We start from the raw sequence: 16,991 nt of genomic DNA on the forward strand, positions 1-16,991 counted from the left end.
GCGGCATGCGGGCCGAACTGCGCTACTTCTTCGTCGCGCTCGGCTATTTCACGCGCGTGCCCGTGCCGCGCTCGATCGGCTACGCGGCCGGCGACCTCGACCAGGCCGCGCGTTATTTCCCGCTCGTCGGCGCGTGCGTGGGCGCATGGGGCGCGCTGGTCTATCTCGTCGCACTGCGCGCGCTGCCCGCGTCGATCGCGGTCGGGCTGTCGATGGCCGCGACGCTGCTCGCGACCGGCGCATTCCACGAAGACGGCCTTGCCGACAGTTGCGATGCGTTCGGCGGCGGCTACACGCGCGACGACGTGCTGCGCATCATGCACGATTCGCGGATCGGCACGTTCGGCGCGGTCGCGCTCGTGATCGCGCTCGGGCTGAAATGGCGGGCGTTGACGTCGATGCTGCCGTTGCGCGCCGCATGGACGATGATCGCCGCGCATGCGGCGAGCCGCGCGATGGCCGTGAGCCTGCTGATGTCGCTCGACTACGTGCGAGCCGAAGGCAAGGCGAAGCCGGTGGCGCAACGCATGCGCGCCCGCGCGGCATGCATCGCGGCGGCGTTCGGGATGCCGTGGCTGTTCTGGCCGGACTGGCGCATGGGCGTCGCCGCGTGCGTGGTGCTCGTGCTCGTGCGTGCATGGCTCGCGCGCTATTTCGTGAAGCGGATCGGCGGTTATACGGGCGACTGTCTCGGTTTCGCGCAGCAACTGGGCGAGCTGGCGATCTATCTCGTGGTGCTCGGATGGACATCGTCCTGATCCGTCATCCGGCCGTCGGCATCGAGCCGGGCATCTGCTACGGGCGCAGCGACGTGCCGCTCGCCGCATCGGCCGACGGCGGCGCGCAGGCCGTGCGTGCGCATCTGTCGACACTCGGCGCGCCGTTACCCGAACGGGTCTGGACGAGCCCGCTCGCGCGTTGCGCGTCGATTGCCGAACGGCTCGCGCGGGCATTCGACGTGCCGCTGCGGCGCGATGCCGACTGGCAGGAAATGGATTTCGGCGCATGGGAGATGCAGCGCTGGGACGATATCGACCGCGCGGCACTCGATGCGTGGGCGGCCGACCTGATGCATGCCTGCGCGCACGGCGGAGAAAGCGTGGCGCGATTCGTCGAACGGGTCGCGCGGCAGGCCGATACGATTGCGGCGCTCGGCGGCGCGCATTGGGTCGTCACGCATGCGGGCGTGATCCGCGCGTTCGCGTCGCATGTCTTGCGCGTGCCGTTCGACACGCTGCTGTCGCGGCCCGTGCCGACGGGCGGGGCCGTCTGGCTGCGCACGAACGGCGACGCGCGAGCATGGGAAGTCGTGCACTGGGACGCATAGGCGCACGTGCGTCCGCAATGAACGACGCCGCGCACGATCCATTTGCTTCGGGCGCCGCACGCATCCGGCATCGGTGCGCGACGAATGCGCCAGCCGCTGGCAATCAGCGCGCCGGCCGCCGCGCACGAGCGGCATCCAGATCCTCGCACAGCGCGGCTGCGCCCTGAACGATCCGCGGCGACGGCCGCGTCAGCAGATCGCCGTCGATCGCGAACAGGTTGTGGCGCGCGACGGCCGTCAGCGCGGGCCACGCACGCCACCGCGCGAGGCTCGGCAGCGGTTCGGTCGAACGGGTCGCCCCCGCGCTCGTCGTCACGATCGCTTCCGGATTCGCCGCGAGCACGGCCTCGTCGGTGACGGTCGGCACGAGCGGCTTGAGCGATGCGAATACGTTGCGGCCGCCGCATAGTTCGAATACTTCGTCGATCAGGTGCGTGCCGTTGAGCGTCGTCAGCGGGCGGTCCCACACCTGGAAGAACAGCGTGACGGGCGGGCGTGCCGCGTAGCGTGCGCGTAGTGCCGCGAGGTCGCGCACAAAGGTCGCCGCGGCGGCATCGGCGATCGGTTGCGTGCCGAGCAGCGTGCCGAGCCGGCGCAGCGACGACGGCACGTCGTCGAGATGCTTCGGTTCGCTGAAGAACAGCGGGATGTGCAGCGCGCGCAGTGCATCGGTCTGCCGCTCGGCGTTGCCGTGCCGCCAGACGACGATCAGGTCGGGCTTCAACGCGGCGATTCGTTCGAGATCGAGCGCCTTGTTGTCGCCGACGCGCGGCACCGCTTGCGCGGCGGCCGGATAGTCGCTGTACGTGACGGTGCCGACGAGCTTCGCGCCGCCGCCGGCCGCGTAGACGAGCTCGGTCGCGTGCGGCGCGAGGCTGATCACGCGCTGCGCGGGCGCGGGCAGCGTGACCGTATTGCCGGCGTCGTCGCGCGTCGCGACATCGGCGTGGACGAGCGGCGCATGAGCGAGCGCCGCCAGCAGTGCGGCCGGTGCGAGCCGGCGGAACGGGCGGAACAGGCGTGGCCTCATGCCGAGGCCTGCTGCAGCAGCGGCACGCAATGCGCAAGCGCGTCGCCGAGGCGCCGCCATTCGGCTTCGCTGCCCGGCAGGCCGACGCGCATGCTCGACGAGTTCGGGAAGTGCCGTGTCCAGATCCCGCGCGCCGCGAGCGCCGCATGCAGCGCCGCGGCCCGCGGATCGTCGGTCCAGCTGAAGAGCGGCGTTGCGCGAACCGCGAAGCCGTGTGCGCGCAGCAGCGCAGACAGTCGTTCGCCGTCGGCCGCGAGCCGCTCGCGGGCGGCAGCTTGCCATGCGCGATCGGCGAACGCCGCGGCGACCGCGTGGCGTGCGGGGCCGCTGACCGTCCACGCGCCGAGCCTGTCGCGCAACGCGACGACGTGGTCGGGGCATGCGAGCACGAAGCCCGCGCGAATCCCGGCGAGCCCGAAGAACTTGCCGACCGAGCGCAGTACGACGAGGCCCGGACGATCGACCTGTGATGCGAGCGATGGCGCGGCGCCCGTATCGGCGAACGCTTCGTCGACGATCAGCGTTCCGCCGCGTGTCGCCAGTTGCGCATGCCAGCCGAGCAGGCGCGCGGTCGGCACGAACTCGGCGGTCGGATTGTTCGGATTCCCGACGATAACGTGGCGCAGCGTCGCGGGCAGCGTATCGGCGCGGATGTCCAGCGCGACGACACGATGGCCGTGGCGCGCGAACGCGGGCGCATATTCGCCGTACGCGAGCGCCGCGACGCCGGCGTCGCCGGCCGGCAGCAACCCGGGCAACGCGCGGATCGCGGCCTGGCTGCCGGCGACCGGCAGCACGTGCGCGGCATCGGGCGCGTGGTAGTACTGCGCGGCGCAGGCCGCGAGGCCGTCGCCGTCGTCGGGCAGCCGGCGCCACGCGTCGGCCGGGACGGGCGGCACCGGGAAGCCCGCCGGATTGATGCCGGTCGACAGGTCGAGCCACGCGTCGTACGGAATGCCGTGACGGCGGGCGGCTTCGTGCAGGTTGCCGCCGTGCGCGATGGATGAATCAGACATGATGGGTGGCCATGACGAGTGCGCCGCTCGCGACCAGCAGCGCGAGCCACAGGGCGAGCGTGCGCGTGACGAGCGACAGCGCGGCGACGATGTGGACGGCAGTCGCCGTGGCGCCGGTGCCGAGCATCGGACGATTCTCGAGCTCGCCGTGATAGACGGCCGGGCCGCCGAGCTGCACGTTCAGGCTGCCGGCGCCCGCGGCCATGACGGGGCCTGCGTTCGGGCTGTCCCAGTGGCGCGCCTGCGTGCGCCAGCAGCGCCACGCGGCGGCGGTGTCGCCGAGCAGCGCGTAGCTTGCGGCGGTGAGGCGTGCGGGCATCCAGTTCAGCGCGTCGTCGATGCGTGCGGCGGCCCAGCCGAAGGTCAGGAAGCGCGGCGTGCGATAGCCCCACATCGCGTCGAGCGTGTTCGCGAGCCGGAACAGCAACGCGCCGGGACCGCCCGCGACGACGAACCAGAAGAGCGCGCCGAAGATCGCGTCGTTGCCGTTCTCGAGCGCCGATTCGACGGCCGCGCGCGACAGCGCGCCTTCGTCCGCGCTGCCGGTGTCGCGCGACACGATGCGTGCGGTCAGCGTGCGCGCCGCGTCGAGGTCGCGCCGCAGCAGCGCGGCGGCGATCGGCGCGACGTGGTCGGCGAGGCTCTTCGCGCCGAGCGCGAACCACAGCAGCGCGACGTGCAGCGCAGCCGCGAACGGCCACGGCAGCACGCAGACGAGCCATGCCGCGACGGCCACCGGCGGCACGACCGCCGCGAGCCATGCGGCGACGCCGACGAGGCGGCCGCGCCGGCCCGTGTTCAGCGCGGCTTCGATGCGCGCGGCGACGCGGCCGAACGCGACGAGCGGATGCCAGCCGGCCGGCTCGCCGATTGCGCGGTCGACGATCGCGGCCGCGACCGCGAGCATCGCGACGACGGGCAGCGACAACATCAGCATGGCTGCGCGCCCGTCTTGAGGTCGAGCGGCAGCCCCGCAACCAGCAGCGTGACGCGCGTCGCGAGCGCGGCGACGCGCTGGTTCAGGCGCCCGAGCTCGTCGACGTAGCGGCGCGTGACCGACCCGAGCGGCACGACGCCGAGCCCGATCTCGTTGCTGACGACGATCACCTTCGCGCGTGCGCCGCGCAACGCGTGCTCGAGCCGTTCGACGTGCGCCGCGTACTGCGCGTCGTCGAGCGGTTCGCCTTCGGCGGGGCACAGCAGGTTCGTGAGCCACAGCGTCAGGCAGTCGACGAGCAGGCACGCGTGCGGATCGTCGAGCCGCGCGAGCGTGCCGGCGAGATCGACGGGTGCGTCGGCGAACCCCCAGGCGGCCGGCCGGCGTGCGCGATGATGCGCGATGCGCTGCGCGAATTCGGCATCGGCGGCGGTCGCGGTCGCGATGTAGGTGACGGGGCGGCCGCTGTCGGCGGCGAGCCGCTCGGCATGCGCGCTCTTGCCCGAGCGCGCGCCGCCGAGGACGAAGGTGAGGTCGTGCGGAATCATCGCGTGATTGTAACGGCGCGCGCGACCCGCCGCGGGCGATAATGCCGCCTTTGCTTCGCGACGACCTTTGACACGATGAATGCACCCGAGCCGCGGCCGCGCGGCACGCTGATGATCCAGGGCACCACGTCCGACGCGGGCAAGAGCACGCTCGTCGCGGGCCTGTGCCGCCTCGCGCGCCGCGGCGGCGCACGCGTGGCGCCGTTCAAGCCGCAGAACATGGCGCTCAACAGCGCGGTGACGGTCGACGGCGGCGAGATCGGCCGCGCGCAGGCGTTGCAGGCGCTGGCCGCCGGCGTCGCGCCGCATACGGATTTCAATCCGGTGCTGCTGAAGCCGACGAGCGACCGCGGCGCGCAGGTGATCATTCACGGCAAGGCGCGCATGAACCTCGACGCGCGGGCGTATCACGACTACAAGCCGGTCGCGTTCGATGCGGTACTCGAATCGTATGCGCGCCTGCGGGCGGGGTACGACACGGTGATCGTCGAAGGCGCCGGCAGTCCGGCCGAGATCAACCTGCGCGACGGCGACATCGCGAACATGGGGTTTGCCGAGCGCGTCGACTGCCCGGTCGTGCTCGTGGCCGACATCGATCGCGGCGGCGTGTTCGCGCATCTGGTCGGCACGCTCGCCTGCCTGTCGGACAGCGAGCGCGCGCGCGTGCGCGGCTTCGTGATCAACCGCTTCCGCGGCGACCTCGCGCTGCTCGAACCCGGGCTCGACTGGCTGCGCGCCCGGACGGGCAAGCCGGTGTTCGGCGTGCTGCCGTACCTGCACGGGCTGCTGCTCGACGCGGAGGACATGCTGCCCGCGCAGGCGCGCAGCGCCGCCGCACGCGGCGATGCCGGCGTGTTGCGCGTCGTCGTGCCCGCGCTGCCGCGCATCAGCAACCACACCGATTTCGACCCGCTGCGCGCGCATCCGCAGGTCGAGTTCACGTACTGGAAGAGCGGCCCCGTGCCCGACGCCGACCTGCTGATCCTGCCGGGTTCGAAGAGCGTGCAGCGCGACCTCGCGTGGTTGCGCGACGCGGGCTGGGAAGCGCTGATCCGGCGTCATCTGCGCTACGGCGGCAAGGTGATCGGCATCTGCGGCGGCATGCAGATGCTCGGCCGCACGCTCGAGGATCCGCTCGGCCTGGAGGGCGCGCCCGGCAGCGTGCCGGGGTTCGGGCTGCTCGATTTCGACACGACGCTGCAACCCGACAAGACGCTGAAGAACGTGACCGGGCAACTCGCGCTGCCGGGCGAGGCGGCCGTGCGCGGTTACGAGATCCACATGGGCGACACGCGCGGGCCGGCGCTCGCGACGCCCGCGCTGACGCTGGCCGCCGATGCCGCGCAGGATGGCGTGCGTCCCGACGGCGCGATGTCGGCCGACGGCCAGATCCTCGCGACCTATGTGCACGGGCTGTTCGACGCGCCCGACGCCTGCACGGCGCTGCTCGCTTGGGCGGGGCTCGACGGGGCGGCGCGCATCGACTACCCGGCGCTGCGCGAGGCTTCCCTCGAGCGGCTGGCCGACACGTTCGCCGTGCATCTCGACCTCGACGCGCTGTACGCCGAGTTTCGGTGACGGCGAGCCGGTCCGCCCTCGCTTTTTCCGTCCGATCGCGTACAACGGAGGAGGGCGGAGGTCCGCCCGAAGGAGGGCGACGATGAAGGTTCGGTGGTGGTGGGGCGTGCTGCTTGCGGCGCTGCTGGGCGCGTCGTCGGCGGCGCATGCGTGCGATTCGTATGCGCCGGGCGGCGGCCAGTCCGGCGGCGATGCAACGCAAGGCAAGAGCGGTTACTGAGCAGGACGGAGGGCATGATCGGTCATGCCCTTTTTTTCGCTTCTATTCGTTCCGAAATGGAATCAATTTAAGCGACATGGCGTGTTTATCGGTCGAATCGATTCGAATAGAGTGCGATCCATTCCCATCCACTCCCGAAGGAAGCCGTCATGAACGCCAACCGCCTGAACGATTTCGCCGCGACGCTGCTGCGCGTCGCCCTCGGCGTGCTGTACCTCGCGCACGTCGCGCAGAAAGTATTCGTCTTCACGCTGCCCGGCACCGCGCAGTTCTTCGCGTCGATCGGCCTGCCGGGCTGGCTCGCGTACCCGACCACGTTCGTCGAACTGGCGGGCGGGCTGGCGCTGCTCGCGGGGTTCCGCGTGCGCATCGCCGCGCTGGTGCTGCTGCCGTTCATGCTCGGCGCGCTCGCCGCGCATCTGCCGAACGGCTGGAGCTTCTCGTCGCCGCACGGCGGCTGGGAATATCCGGCGTTCTGGGCCGTCACGCTGGCCGTGCAGGCCCTGCTGGGCGGCGGCGCGTTCGCGATCGGCGCGGCGGAGGCCGCGGACCGGCCCGCGTAATGTGAACGAACGCGCACGAAAGCGGTTCGCGGTTCGCTGCGACCGGTTCCGGTGACACCCCGTTTGCCGATATCATCGCTCCCTGTATCCGCAATCGAGCGGCGCCTGCCATGCGGCCGGCGCCGCGCGGCTTTTTCGGGGGAATTCATGACGGTCATCGTGGTGGCGAATCCGAAGGGCGGCGTGGGGAAGAGCACGCTGTCCACCAATCTAGCCGGCTATTTCGCGGCGCAGGGCGCGTGGGTCGCGCTGGCCGACCTGGACCGGCAGCAGTCCGCGCATGCGTGGCTCGACCTGCGGCCGGCCGGCTTGCCGACGATCGAGGCGTGGGATCTCGATCCGGACGCGCCGTCGAAGCCGCCGCGCGGCCTCGAATATGCGGTGATCGATACGCCGGCCGGCCTGCACGGCACGCGGCTCAACGTCGCGCTGCAACTGGCCGACAAGGTGATCGTGCCGCTGCAGCCGTCGATGTTCGATATTCTCGCGACCCAGCAGTTTCTGGAGCGCCTCGCGGGCGAGAAGGCCGTGCGCAAGGGCGGCGTCGAGGTCGGGATCGTCGGGATGCGGGTCGACGCCCGCACGCGCTCGTCCGATCAACTGCACCGGTTCGTCGAAGGGCTCGGTCTGCCGGTGCTCGGCTACGTGCGCGACACGCAGAACTACGTGCAGATCGCCGCGCACGGCCTGACGCTGTGGGATGTCGCGAAAAGCCGCGTCGAGAAGGATCTCGAACAGTGGCGGCCGATCGTCGAATGGGCCGAGCGCCGCATGCCGAAGGCCGAGAAGGCCGCGAAAGCGTCCTGACCCGCTCGCGCGCGGGCCGCGCCGCAGACGGCGAGCGCGCGGCGGATTCCGTCAAACGGACAAAGGGCCTGATCCGGCATCGCGCCGAATCAGGCCCTCCGTACGTATGTGGCGGCTCGGTGTTGGCCGCCGGGCGCCCGCCGCATCGCGGCGACACCCGGCGTGTCACGACACGCCGGCGGCCGCGCGGATCAGCTCCAGCTCTGCGTCGGCACGTGGTCCCGATGGCCCTTGATCCGGTTGCCGTCGTCGATGAACACGAGCTTCGGCTTCCAGCCGGCCTGCAGTTCGGCTTCGTCGACCATCGCGAACGCCGCGATGATCACGAGGTCGCCGAGCTGCGCGCGGCGCGCGGCCGAGCCGTTCAGCGAGATCATCCCGCTGCCGCGCTCGCCCTTGATCGCGTACGTCGAGAAGCGTTCGCCGTTGTTGATGTTCCAGATGTCGATCCGTTCGTTTTCGATCAGGCCCGCCGCTTCGAGCAGGTCTTCGTCGATCGCGCACGAACCTTCGTAATGCAGTTCGCAGTGCGTGACCGCCGCACGGTGGATCTTCGATTTGAGCATGTGGCGCTGCATGGTGTCTCCGGTGAGGCGTCGTGAGAGGCGCGGGCGGGCAGCCCGTCAGATTTCCAGGTTGTCGATGAGGCGCGTCGCGCCGAGCTTCGCGGCCGCGAGCACGACGAGCGGCTCGCCGGCTTCGAGTTCGGCGGCGCTCGGTGCGATCAGGTTCGCGCGGCGGCGGATCGCGATGTAGTCGGGCAGCCAGCCGCGTTCGGCCAGGTGCGTGTGCGCGTGCCGCTCGAGCTTGCCGAGATCGCGTTCGCCGCCGAGCACGCTGTCGCGCACGCGCTGCAGCGTTTTCGCCAGTTCGGGCGCTTCCTTGCGCTCGTCGGTCGTCAGGTAGCGGTTGCGCGACGACAGCGCAAGGCCGTCCTCGTCGCGCACGGTTTCGGCCGCGACGATGTCGACCGGCAGCGCGAGCTGCTGGCACATCCGGCGCACGATCATCAACTGCTGGTAGTCCTTCTTGCCGAACACGGCGACGCGCGGCTGCACGCAGGACATCAGCTTCGTGACCACCGTGCACACGCCGGCAAAGAAGCCCGGACGGAATTCGCCTTCGAGAATCCCGCCGAGATCGTCCGGCGGCAACACGCGGTATTCCTGCGGCTCCGGGTACATGTCGCGCTCGGTCGGCGCGAACAGCACGTACACGTTTTCCTGCTGCAGCTTCTCGATATCGTCCTGGAGCGTGCGCGGATACTTGTCGAAATCCTCGTTCGGGCCGAATTGCAGCCGGTTGACGAAGATGCTCGCCACGACCGGGTCGCCGTGCTGGCGCGCGAGACGCATCAGCGACAGGTGCCCTTCGTGCAGGTTGCCCATCGTCGGCACGAACGCCGTGCGGTTCTGTCCGCGCAGCTGGTCGCGCAGTTCCTGGATCGAGCTGATGACTTTCATGATCGGGTAACGGGTTCCTCGCGCAGGCGCGCGTTGACGCCGCGGCAGCGGCGTCGGGGTCGAAGCGGAGAACGCCGGCGCGCGGGCGGCGCATCGGGCGTCGGCGGATTGTAGAGGATTTGGCCGCGGCACGCACCGATAAAAGAACGATCGTTCACTTTTTATCGGGGTGTGCCGAACACCCGCCGGACGGTCGTCCGCCGCGGCGCAGCGGCGAGCGTCGGAACGAACCGGGAACGGGAAGCGGCGGGGGGCGGCCCTTACGCAGGCAGGTACGCGAGGCGCACGTAGATCGGCGCGAACGGCTCGGCCTGCGTGATCTCGAGCAGCGATTCGCGCGCGAGTTCGAGCATCGCGATGAAGTTCACGACGACGACCGGCACGCCGCGCGACGTGTCGAACAGGTCGGCAAACTCCATGAAGCGCGCGTTCTGCAGCCGGCGCAGGATCAGGCTCATGTGTTCGCGCACCGACAACTCCTCGCGGGAGATCTTGTGATGCTGGACGAGCTTCGCGCGCTTGAGCACGTCCGCCCACGCGGCGCGCAGATCGTCCGAATTCACGTCGGGAAAGCGCGGCGTGACGCTTTGCTCGATATATACCTCGGCGCGCAGGAAATCGCGGCCGAGTTGCGGCAACTGGTCGAGCCGCTGCGCGGCGAGCTTCATCTGCTCGTACTCGAGCAGCCGGCGCACGAGTTCGGCGCGCGGATCCTCGGCTTCCTCGCCGGTGTCGGCCTTCTTGACCGGCAGCAGCATCCGCGACTTGATTTCGATCAGCATCGCGGCCATCAGCAGGTATTCGGCCGCCAGCTCGAGATTCGACGTGCGGATCTGGTCGACGTAGCCCAGATACTGCGCGGTGACCTGCGCCATCGGGATGTCGAGCACGTTGAAGTTCTGCTTGCGGATCAGGTACAGCAGCAGGTCGAGCGGGCCTTCGAACGTCTCGAGGAACACTTCGAGCGCGTCGGGCGGGATGTAGAGATCCTGCGGCAGCTTGAAGAGCGGCTCGCCGTACAGGCGAGCGAAGGCCGCGACACCGTCGACCGTGTCGGGCGTCGAATCGGCGCCCGCGGGCGCGGCGATCGCGTCGTCCTGCCGGGCGGCGCTGGCCTCGTCGGCGGCGCTCACGTCGTCAGAAGTTCTGGTAGTAGACGTACGGCGTTTGCTTCACGCGCGATTCCTGCTGCTCGGCGCGCTCGTCGAGATCGATCGGCTGCTTGTCCCACAACAGGGAACGGCCCTTGCGTTGCTCTTCCTCGAGCGTCGGCTTCTGCTGCTTGAGCTGGTTCAGGAACTGCGTGACGTCGGACTGGTACGGCATGGCTGGATCTTCCGTTTCGGGAGGCGCACGATGCGCCGGATTCGCGATGGCGGGATTTTACCGCATCGCGGGGAACAGCCGGCGCCAATCGCGCGTCGAAACCGCGGGCGGTGCCGGCGGGCATTGGGCGGCGGCCCTGTCGGGCGCTGGCATTCTTTCACAATCGTTTGGCTGCGACGCCCGCGCCCTGTGGTCAAATACAGGGTTTTCCACGAAACCGTAACGATCCAGGACGGCGAGGTCATATTTGGCGGGGCAGTCGAACCAGCAAGCACACACGGCGCATGACGCGGGCCCGCGCGCGGCACGCGATCGCGCCGGCGCCGCGGCCCGCGTCGCGCGGGCGGCCCTCGCGGGTTGCCTGGCCGCGTGCTTCGCGCTGCCGGCCCATGCGAAGTACGACGTCGACATCGACGCGCCGCGCTCGATCCGCAAGCTCCTCAAGACCCATCTCGATATCGCCCGCTTCGCCAAGCGCGACGACATCAGCGACGACCAGTTCGACTTCCTCGTGACCGCCACGCCGCAGCAGGTGCGCGACCTGGCCGCGACGGCCGGCTATTTCTCGCCGGTCGTGCGTACCGACGTGCGCACCCGCGACGGCAAGCGCGACGTGCGCATCGCGGTCGACCCGGGGAAGCAGACCGTCGTGTCGACGGTCGACCTGGCGTTCAAGGGGTCCGTCGAAACGGAGGATCCGGCGCAGGAGACGGCCACCCGTTTCGCGTTCTCGATGAAGCCGGGCGACCCGTTCACGCAGTCCGACTGGGACGACGCGAAGAGTGCGGCGCTCCGGCAATTGCAGGCGCGCCGCTATCTCGGCGCGAAGATCGCGTCGTCCGAGGCGCGCATCGATCCGCGCACGCGCCGCGCGACGCTCGCGGTCACGTTCGACAGCGGCCCGACGTTCACGATCGGCAAGGTCGACGTCGACGGCGTGCGCCGTTATCCGGAAAAGATCGTCACGAACGTCAATCCGCTGTCGGAAGGCGAGATCTACGACGTGCGGCGGATCAACGAATTGCAGCGGCAGTTGCAGAACACGCCGTACTACGCGAGCGTCGCGATCGACGTCGGCGACGATACGTCGAAGCCCGAGCGCACGCCCGTGCACGTGAAGGTCAGCGAGTTCCCGTACAACAACATCCGCGGCGGCGTCGGCTTCGCCACCGATACGGGGCCGCACGTGCAAGGCTCCTATACGTATCTCGACACCTTCGGCGCCGCGTGGCCGCTGACCGTGTCGGGCCGGCTCGACCAGATCCAGCAGTACGGGCAGGTCCAGCTGTCGATGCCGCCGGGCGAGAAGGGCTGGACCAACAGCGTGCTCGCGTCGTACACGAACACCAACGTGTCCGACACGCGTATCTACAGTGCGCGGGTCGGCGTGCAGCGCACGCGCACCGGCCAGTTCATCGACTATTCGTATTCGCTGATGTATTACCAGGACCGGCTCGACCAGAACGGCGCGGGGCCGACCACGAGCCGCGCGCTCGTGCCGCAATGGGCGTGGACCCGCCGCAACGTCGACGATCCGCTGTTTCCGCGCTCGGGCAACCTGATTCACGCGGAGGCCGGCTTCGCGGTCAAGGGCGCGCTGGCCGACGAAACCTTCATCCGCGGCTATGCGCGCGGGCAGCAGTACCTGCCGATCGGCAAGCGCGACCTGTTCGTGTTCCGCGCGGAGCTCGGCGGCGTGTTTACCAGCGGCAGCTCGACCGGCGTGCCGGCGTCGCTGCTGTTCCGCGCCGGCGGCTCGAATTCGGTGCGCGGCTACGGCTACCAGAGCATCGGCAACAGCGTCGACGGCTCCGTTCTGCCGACCAAGTACCTGGTGACGGGCACGGCCGAATACCAGCACTGGTTCAACCGCGACTGGGGCGCCGCGACGTTCTTCGACATCGGCACCGCGACCGATGCGTGGGGCGAGCGCGTGTTTTACCCGGGCGTGGGCGTCGGTGCGCGCTGGCGCAGCCCGGTCGGCCCGATCAACGTCGACGTCGCGTACGGGTTGCGCAACCACAGCGTGCGCCCGTATTTGACGCTCGGCATCGCTTTCTGAACCCGCCGTCCTATTGACGACGACCCGCACGACGAACCGCATGACGAAGGACCCGAACGACACGCCGCCGCCTCACGATCCGGATTCGCCCGACGGCGCGCCCGACACGCCGTCGCGCGCGCCGCGCCGCGGCCGCGCGTGGCGTGTCGTCGCGTGGACGCTCGCGACGGTCGTGCTGCTCGTCGTGCTGGCGGCGGGGCTCGTGCTGGGCGCGGTGACGACCGAACGCGGGACGCGGCTCGCGTGGCAGGCGGCCGGCAAGGTGCTCGGCACGCGGCTCGCGGGCACGCTCGAAGGGGGCTCGCTCGCGACCGGCGTGCGCCTGCGCGGGTTCGCGTGGACCAGCCCCGACGGCACCGGCACCGAGGTTCGCATCGACCGGCTCGATGGCCGCTGGGCACTGACGCGCGCGCCGTGGCGGCTGTCCGTCGCGTATCTGCGCGCCGGCACGATCGACGTGCGGATCGCGCCGGGGCCGTCGACGCCGAGTACGATGCCGCAGGACCTGAGCCTGCCGCTGCAGGTGCGGATCGACGACCTGCGCGTCGACCGCCTCGCCATTCACGAAGGCGGTTCGACGACGCAACTCGACCATCTCGCGCTGAACGGCCGCAGCGACGGCCGTCACCATGAACTCGTGCTCGACGGCGTCGACACGCCGTACGGCGCGCTGACCGCGCGTGCGAAGCTCGACGGCGTGAAGCCGTTCGCGCTGACGGGCGAAGCCACCTATGCAGGCAAGCTGTCCGACGAAGCGGTCGACGCGCGGGCCCGCGTGTCGGGCTCGCTCGAGGCGCTCGTCGCCGAGGTCGATGCGAGCGGGATGAAGCTGAACGGGCGCGCGCACGTCGAGGCCGCGCCGTTCGGCGCCGTGCCGCTCACGCGCGCGACGCTCGCGTTCGATCACGTGAACCCGCAGGCGCTTTCGCCCGGCGCCCCGGCGGCCGATCTCGCGGTGCGCGCGGAACTCGCACCGGTGACCGCGCCGGCAGGTTCGGCGCCGGCGAAGGGGTTCGCGGTGACGGGCCCGGTGTCGATCGTCAATGCGAAGCCGGGCACGCTCGGCGATCATCTGCTGCCGTTGATCGACGCGCATGCGACCGTGCATCTCGACGCGCACGCGCAACGGATCGACGGCCTCGCGCTGAAGCTGATCCGCGACGGCAGCGTGACGGGCGGCGGCACGCTCGCGGGCGGCAAGGGCCGCTTCGACCTGAAGGTCGCGAACCTCGACCTGAACGCATTTGTCGCCGAGTTGCGGCCGATGCGCCTGGGCGGCCCGCTCGGCGTCACGCTCGCGGGCGATGCGACGACCGTCGATTTCGACCTGAACGACCCGAAGCTCGCGCTCGGCGCGCGCGCCAAGGTCGCGCTGACGCAGAAGCAGACCGTGCTGACCGACACGCGCGTGACTGCGGCCAAGGGGCGCATCGACCTGACCGGCGTATTCCGCCACGACGCGCATTCGAGCTACGACGCGAAGGCGACGCTCACCGCATTCGATCCGCTGCTGCTCGCCGCGACGGGCGCACCGAAGGCGGGCGGCGGCAAGGCGCCGGCCAAGCGCGGCGAGACGCGCGTGTCGGGCACGTTGACGGCGTCGGGCGCATTCGCGCCGCAGGTCTCGACGAAGGCGACCTTCAAGCTCGCCGACAGCTTGTACGACGGCGTGCCGCTGACCGGCGCCGGCGTCGTGCAGCTCGCCGGCTCGCGGATCCTGCCGAGCAACGCGACCCTGTCGATCGCCGGCAACCACGTCGACCTGCGCGGCAGCTTCGGCGCGCCCGGCGACCGGCTGCGCTTCGTCGTCGACGCGCCGCAGCTCGACCGGCTCGGCTTCGGCGTCGAAGGGCTCGTGCAGGCGCAGGGCGACCTGACCGGCAGTTTCGCGCATCCGAACGTGACGGCCACCTACAAGGCCGAGCACGTCGTCGTCGGTTCGAACCGGATCGGCACCGCGCAGGGCCGCGCGGACATCCGCGACGGCGCACACGGCGCACTCGTGTTCACGGCCGACGCGGCCGACATCGCGCTCGGCTCGTTCAAGCTGAAGTCGTTGCGCGCGAACCTCGACGGCACGCGCGCGAAGCACACGCTCGACGCAGCGGCGCTCGGGGTGGCCGGCGGCCGCGTGATCGACCTGACGCTCGCGGCGAACGGCGGCGTGGTCGAGAACCGCGACGGCATGCGCTGGGACGGCACCGTCACGCGTCTCGCGAATCGCGGCACGCCGGCGCTCGCGCTGCAGGCGCCGCTGACGATCTCGGCCGGCGCCGGGCGCGTGACGCTCGGCGCGACGCGGCTCACGCTCGAAGGCGCGGCGATCGACCTGAAATCGTTCGTGTTCGATCGCGGCCAGATGCGCTCGGCGGGCGCCGTGACCGGCGCGTCGGTCGCGCGTTTCCTCGAGGTTCGCCAGGCGCTGACCGGCCAGCGGCCGCCGGTGCGGACCGACGTCGTGCTCGATGCCGACTGGGACTTCTCGCTCGGCGCGAACGCGACGGGGTACGTGCAGGTGAAGCGCCGCGGCGGCGACGTGACGATCGAGACCGGGCGCGGCATCGCGTCGCTCGGCCTGACCGATCTGTCCGCACGCGCGAGCTTCGCGCCCGGCAACCGGCTCAACGTGACGGCGCTCGCGAAGGCGAGCCGGATCGGCACGCTCGACGCGAACGTCGCGGTGCCGTTCGCGCTGCGCGACGGCGTGTTCGGCATCGTCGACGACGGTCCGCTGTCGGGCCGCATCGACGCCGACATCCCCGCGCTGAAGACCACCGGCAACCTGTTCGGGCCGAGCTACCTGCTCGGCGGGCGTGCGGCGCTGAAGCTGACGGTCTCCGGCACGCCGGTGAAACCGAACCTGTCGGGGACGCTGACGGGCGACGACCTTTCCGCGACGCTCATCGACCAGGGCGTGCAGCTGAAGGACGGCATCGTGCGCGTGAAGCTGTCGGACAACCTCGTCGAATTCCAGCAGGTCGAATTTCACGGCGGCGACGGCACGCTGCGCGCGCTCGGCCGCGTGCGCCTCGACGGCGAGGCGCCCGACCTGACCGCCAGCATCGTCGCGGACAAGCTCGAACTGTTCGCGGCGCCGGACCGCAAGCTGTCGCTGTCGGGCAAGGCCACCGTCGCGAACGACGGGCCGCGCGGCGCGCTGTCGATCGACGGCAAGTTCGTGGTCGACCGCGCGCTGTTCGACCTGCCCGAGCAATCGGCGCCGCACCTGTCCGACGACGTCGTGATCGTGCAGCCGGACGGCACGGTGCGCGGCGAGACGCCGACCGGCACCGCGGCCGCGAAGCCGAAGCCGGTCGAAAACAAGCCGGCGCCGTCGCTGGCGCCGCGCGCGAACATCGACGTCGGTCTCGGCAACAACTTCCGCTTCAAGGGCCACGGCGCGGATCTCGGGCTGCGCGGCACGATCACGGTGATGAGCGCGCCGGGCGTGCCGCTGCGAGCGGTCGGCAACGTGCGCGTGACCGAAGGCTCGACATACACGACGTTCGGCCGCAAGCTCGCGGTCGAGAACGGCTTCTTCACGTTCAACGGCCCCGTGTCGAACCCGGGCGTCAACATCCTCGCGATGCGGCGTAACCAGGAGGTCGAGGCCGGCGTGCAGGTGACGGGCACGATCCAGTCGCCGACGGCCAAGCTGGTGTCGGAGCCGAACGTCACGGACAACGAAAAGCTGTCGTGGCTGCTGTTCGGGCACGGCACCGATCAGGGCAACAACGTCGGCCAGCAGGGGGCGATGACGGCCGCGCTCGGGCTGCTTGGCAGCGTGACCGGCAAGCGCGTCGCGCAGACCTTCGGACTCGACGAGGTGTCGGTCGGCCGCAGCGAAGTCGGCCTGACCGATCCGCAGGTCGTGCTGGTGTCGAAGGCGATCAACGAGCGGTTCGTGCTCGGCTTCGAGCAGGGGCTGCAATCGGCGAGCAACGCGTTCAAGGCGACGATCAACCTGACGCGCTTCTGGTCGGTGTCCGCGTACGGCGGCACGTTCCAGGGCGTCGATCTGAACTACACGCGGCGCTTCGATCGCTGGTTCGGGCAGCGCTGAGCGCGGGCGTGGCGTAGCGGGCGGCAATGAAAAAGCCCCGCACGATTCGAC

16 protein-coding genes are annotated in these 16,991 nt (G+C 70.4%); 8 read left to right on the forward strand and 8 right to left on the reverse strand.

Annotated features, from left to right (window positions below):
- Nucleotides 1–5: 5 nt before the first annotated feature.
- Together WT97_RS23580 and cobC are read left to right on the forward strand one after the other, a co-directional pair.
- Nucleotides 6–758: an adenosylcobinamide-GDP ribazoletransferase gene (locus WT97_RS23580; protein ID WP_060354585.1), complete on the forward strand. Its 753-nt coding sequence runs from the start codon at nucleotides 6–8 to the stop codon at nucleotides 756–758.
- Nucleotides 743–1,327: an alpha-ribazole phosphatase gene (gene cobC / locus WT97_RS23585; RefSeq protein ID WP_059795794.1), complete on the forward strand. Its 585-nt coding sequence runs from the start codon at nucleotides 743–745 to the stop codon at nucleotides 1,325–1,327. Before WT97_RS23580 ends, cobC begins: the two co-directional genes overlap by 16 nt.
- Nucleotides 1,328–1,430: 103 nt before the next feature.
- Here the strand turns inward: cobC and WT97_RS23590 are convergent, their stop codons facing one another.
- Genes WT97_RS23590 through cobU form a run of 4 tightly spaced genes read right to left on the reverse strand, consistent with a single transcriptional unit; the run spans nucleotide 1,431 to nucleotide 4,858 of the window.
- Nucleotides 1,431–2,357, reverse strand: coding sequence for a cobalamin-binding protein (locus tag WT97_RS23590; protein WP_060354523.1), 927 nt, complete (start codon nucleotides 2,355–2,357; stop codon nucleotides 1,431–1,433).
- Nucleotides 2,354–3,373: a threonine-phosphate decarboxylase CobD gene (cobD, locus tag WT97_RS23595; RefSeq protein ID WP_060354524.1), complete on the reverse strand. Its 1,020-nt coding sequence runs from the start codon at nucleotides 3,371–3,373 to the stop codon at nucleotides 2,354–2,356. The genes WT97_RS23590 and cobD overlap by 4 nt, the downstream gene beginning before the upstream one ends.
- Nucleotides 3,366–4,310: an adenosylcobinamide-phosphate synthase CbiB gene (cbiB, locus tag WT97_RS23600; RefSeq protein WP_060354525.1), complete on the reverse strand. Its 945-nt coding sequence runs from the start codon at nucleotides 4,308–4,310 to the stop codon at nucleotides 3,366–3,368. Before cbiB ends, cobD begins: the two co-directional genes overlap by 8 nt.
- The gene (cobU, locus tag WT97_RS23605) at nucleotides 4,304–4,858 is read right to left on the reverse strand and encodes a bifunctional adenosylcobinamide kinase/adenosylcobinamide-phosphate guanylyltransferase (RefSeq protein ID WP_059504806.1); all 555 of its coding nucleotides are present in this window, start codon (nucleotides 4,856–4,858) and stop codon (nucleotides 4,304–4,306) included. Before cobU ends, cbiB begins: the two co-directional genes overlap by 7 nt.
- A 75-nt stretch (nucleotides 4,859–4,933) precedes the next feature.
- On the opposite strand from cobU, the gene WT97_RS23610 reads away from it, so the two are divergent.
- The 4 genes from WT97_RS23610 (at nucleotide 4,934) to WT97_RS23620 (ending at nucleotide 8,026) form a co-directional block, all read left to right on the forward strand.
- Nucleotides 4,934–6,436, forward strand: coding sequence for a cobyric acid synthase (locus WT97_RS23610; protein ID WP_060354526.1), 1,503 nt, complete (start codon nucleotides 4,934–4,936; stop codon nucleotides 6,434–6,436).
- 82 nt (nucleotides 6,437–6,518) lie between these two features.
- Nucleotides 6,519–6,656, forward strand: coding sequence for a hypothetical protein (locus WT97_RS34660; protein ID WP_179949805.1), 138 nt, complete (start codon nucleotides 6,519–6,521; stop codon nucleotides 6,654–6,656).
- Nucleotides 6,657–6,805: 149 nt separating this feature from the next.
- Nucleotides 6,806–7,219, forward strand: coding sequence for a DoxX family protein (locus WT97_RS23615; protein WP_060354527.1), 414 nt, complete (start codon nucleotides 6,806–6,808; stop codon nucleotides 7,217–7,219).
- 147 nt (nucleotides 7,220–7,366) lie between these two features.
- Nucleotides 7,367–8,026, forward strand: coding sequence for a ParA family protein (locus WT97_RS23620; RefSeq protein ID WP_059504812.1), 660 nt, complete (start codon nucleotides 7,367–7,369; stop codon nucleotides 8,024–8,026).
- 191 nt (nucleotides 8,027–8,217) lie between these two features.
- On the opposite strand, the gene panD is transcribed toward WT97_RS23620, so the two are convergent.
- From panD to WT97_RS23640, 4 genes are all read right to left on the reverse strand, one after another.
- Complete coding sequence (gene panD / locus WT97_RS23625) at nucleotides 8,218–8,604, reverse strand: aspartate 1-decarboxylase (RefSeq protein WP_059504814.1); 387 nt, start codon at nucleotides 8,602–8,604, stop codon at nucleotides 8,218–8,220.
- 45 nt (nucleotides 8,605–8,649) lie between these two features.
- The gene (gene panC, locus WT97_RS23630) at nucleotides 8,650–9,489 is read right to left on the reverse strand and encodes a pantoate--beta-alanine ligase (protein WP_060354528.1); all 840 of its coding nucleotides are present in this window, start codon (nucleotides 9,487–9,489) and stop codon (nucleotides 8,650–8,652) included.
- 260 nt (nucleotides 9,490–9,749) lie between these two features.
- On the reverse strand, nucleotides 9,750–10,622 hold the full coding sequence (locus WT97_RS23635) for a ScpA family protein (protein ID WP_012329011.1): 873 nt from the start codon (nucleotides 10,620–10,622) through the stop codon (nucleotides 9,750–9,752).
- Nucleotides 10,623–10,626: 4 nt separating this feature from the next.
- Nucleotides 10,627–10,815, reverse strand: coding sequence for a DUF3460 family protein (locus tag WT97_RS23640; protein WP_009692996.1), 189 nt, complete (start codon nucleotides 10,813–10,815; stop codon nucleotides 10,627–10,629).
- A 247-nt stretch (nucleotides 10,816–11,062) separates the two neighbouring features.
- Here WT97_RS23640 and WT97_RS23645 point away from each other — a divergent pair, with 247 nt between their 5' ends.
- Together WT97_RS23645 and WT97_RS23650 are read left to right on the forward strand one after the other, a co-directional pair.
- On the forward strand, nucleotides 11,063–12,877 hold the full coding sequence (locus WT97_RS23645) for an autotransporter assembly complex family protein (RefSeq protein ID WP_060354529.1): 1,815 nt from the start codon (nucleotides 11,063–11,065) through the stop codon (nucleotides 12,875–12,877).
- Between the two features lie 40 nt (nucleotides 12,878–12,917).
- The gene (locus WT97_RS23650) at nucleotides 12,918–16,940 is read left to right on the forward strand and encodes a translocation/assembly module TamB domain-containing protein (RefSeq protein WP_060354586.1); all 4,023 of its coding nucleotides are present in this window, start codon (nucleotides 12,918–12,920) and stop codon (nucleotides 16,938–16,940) included.
- The last annotated feature ends 51 nt before the right edge of the window (nucleotides 16,941–16,991 follow it).

This window comes from Burkholderia sp. MSMB1459WGS (assembly GCF_001534535.1).
Lineage (GTDB): Bacteria > Pseudomonadota > Gammaproteobacteria > Burkholderiales > Burkholderiaceae > Burkholderia.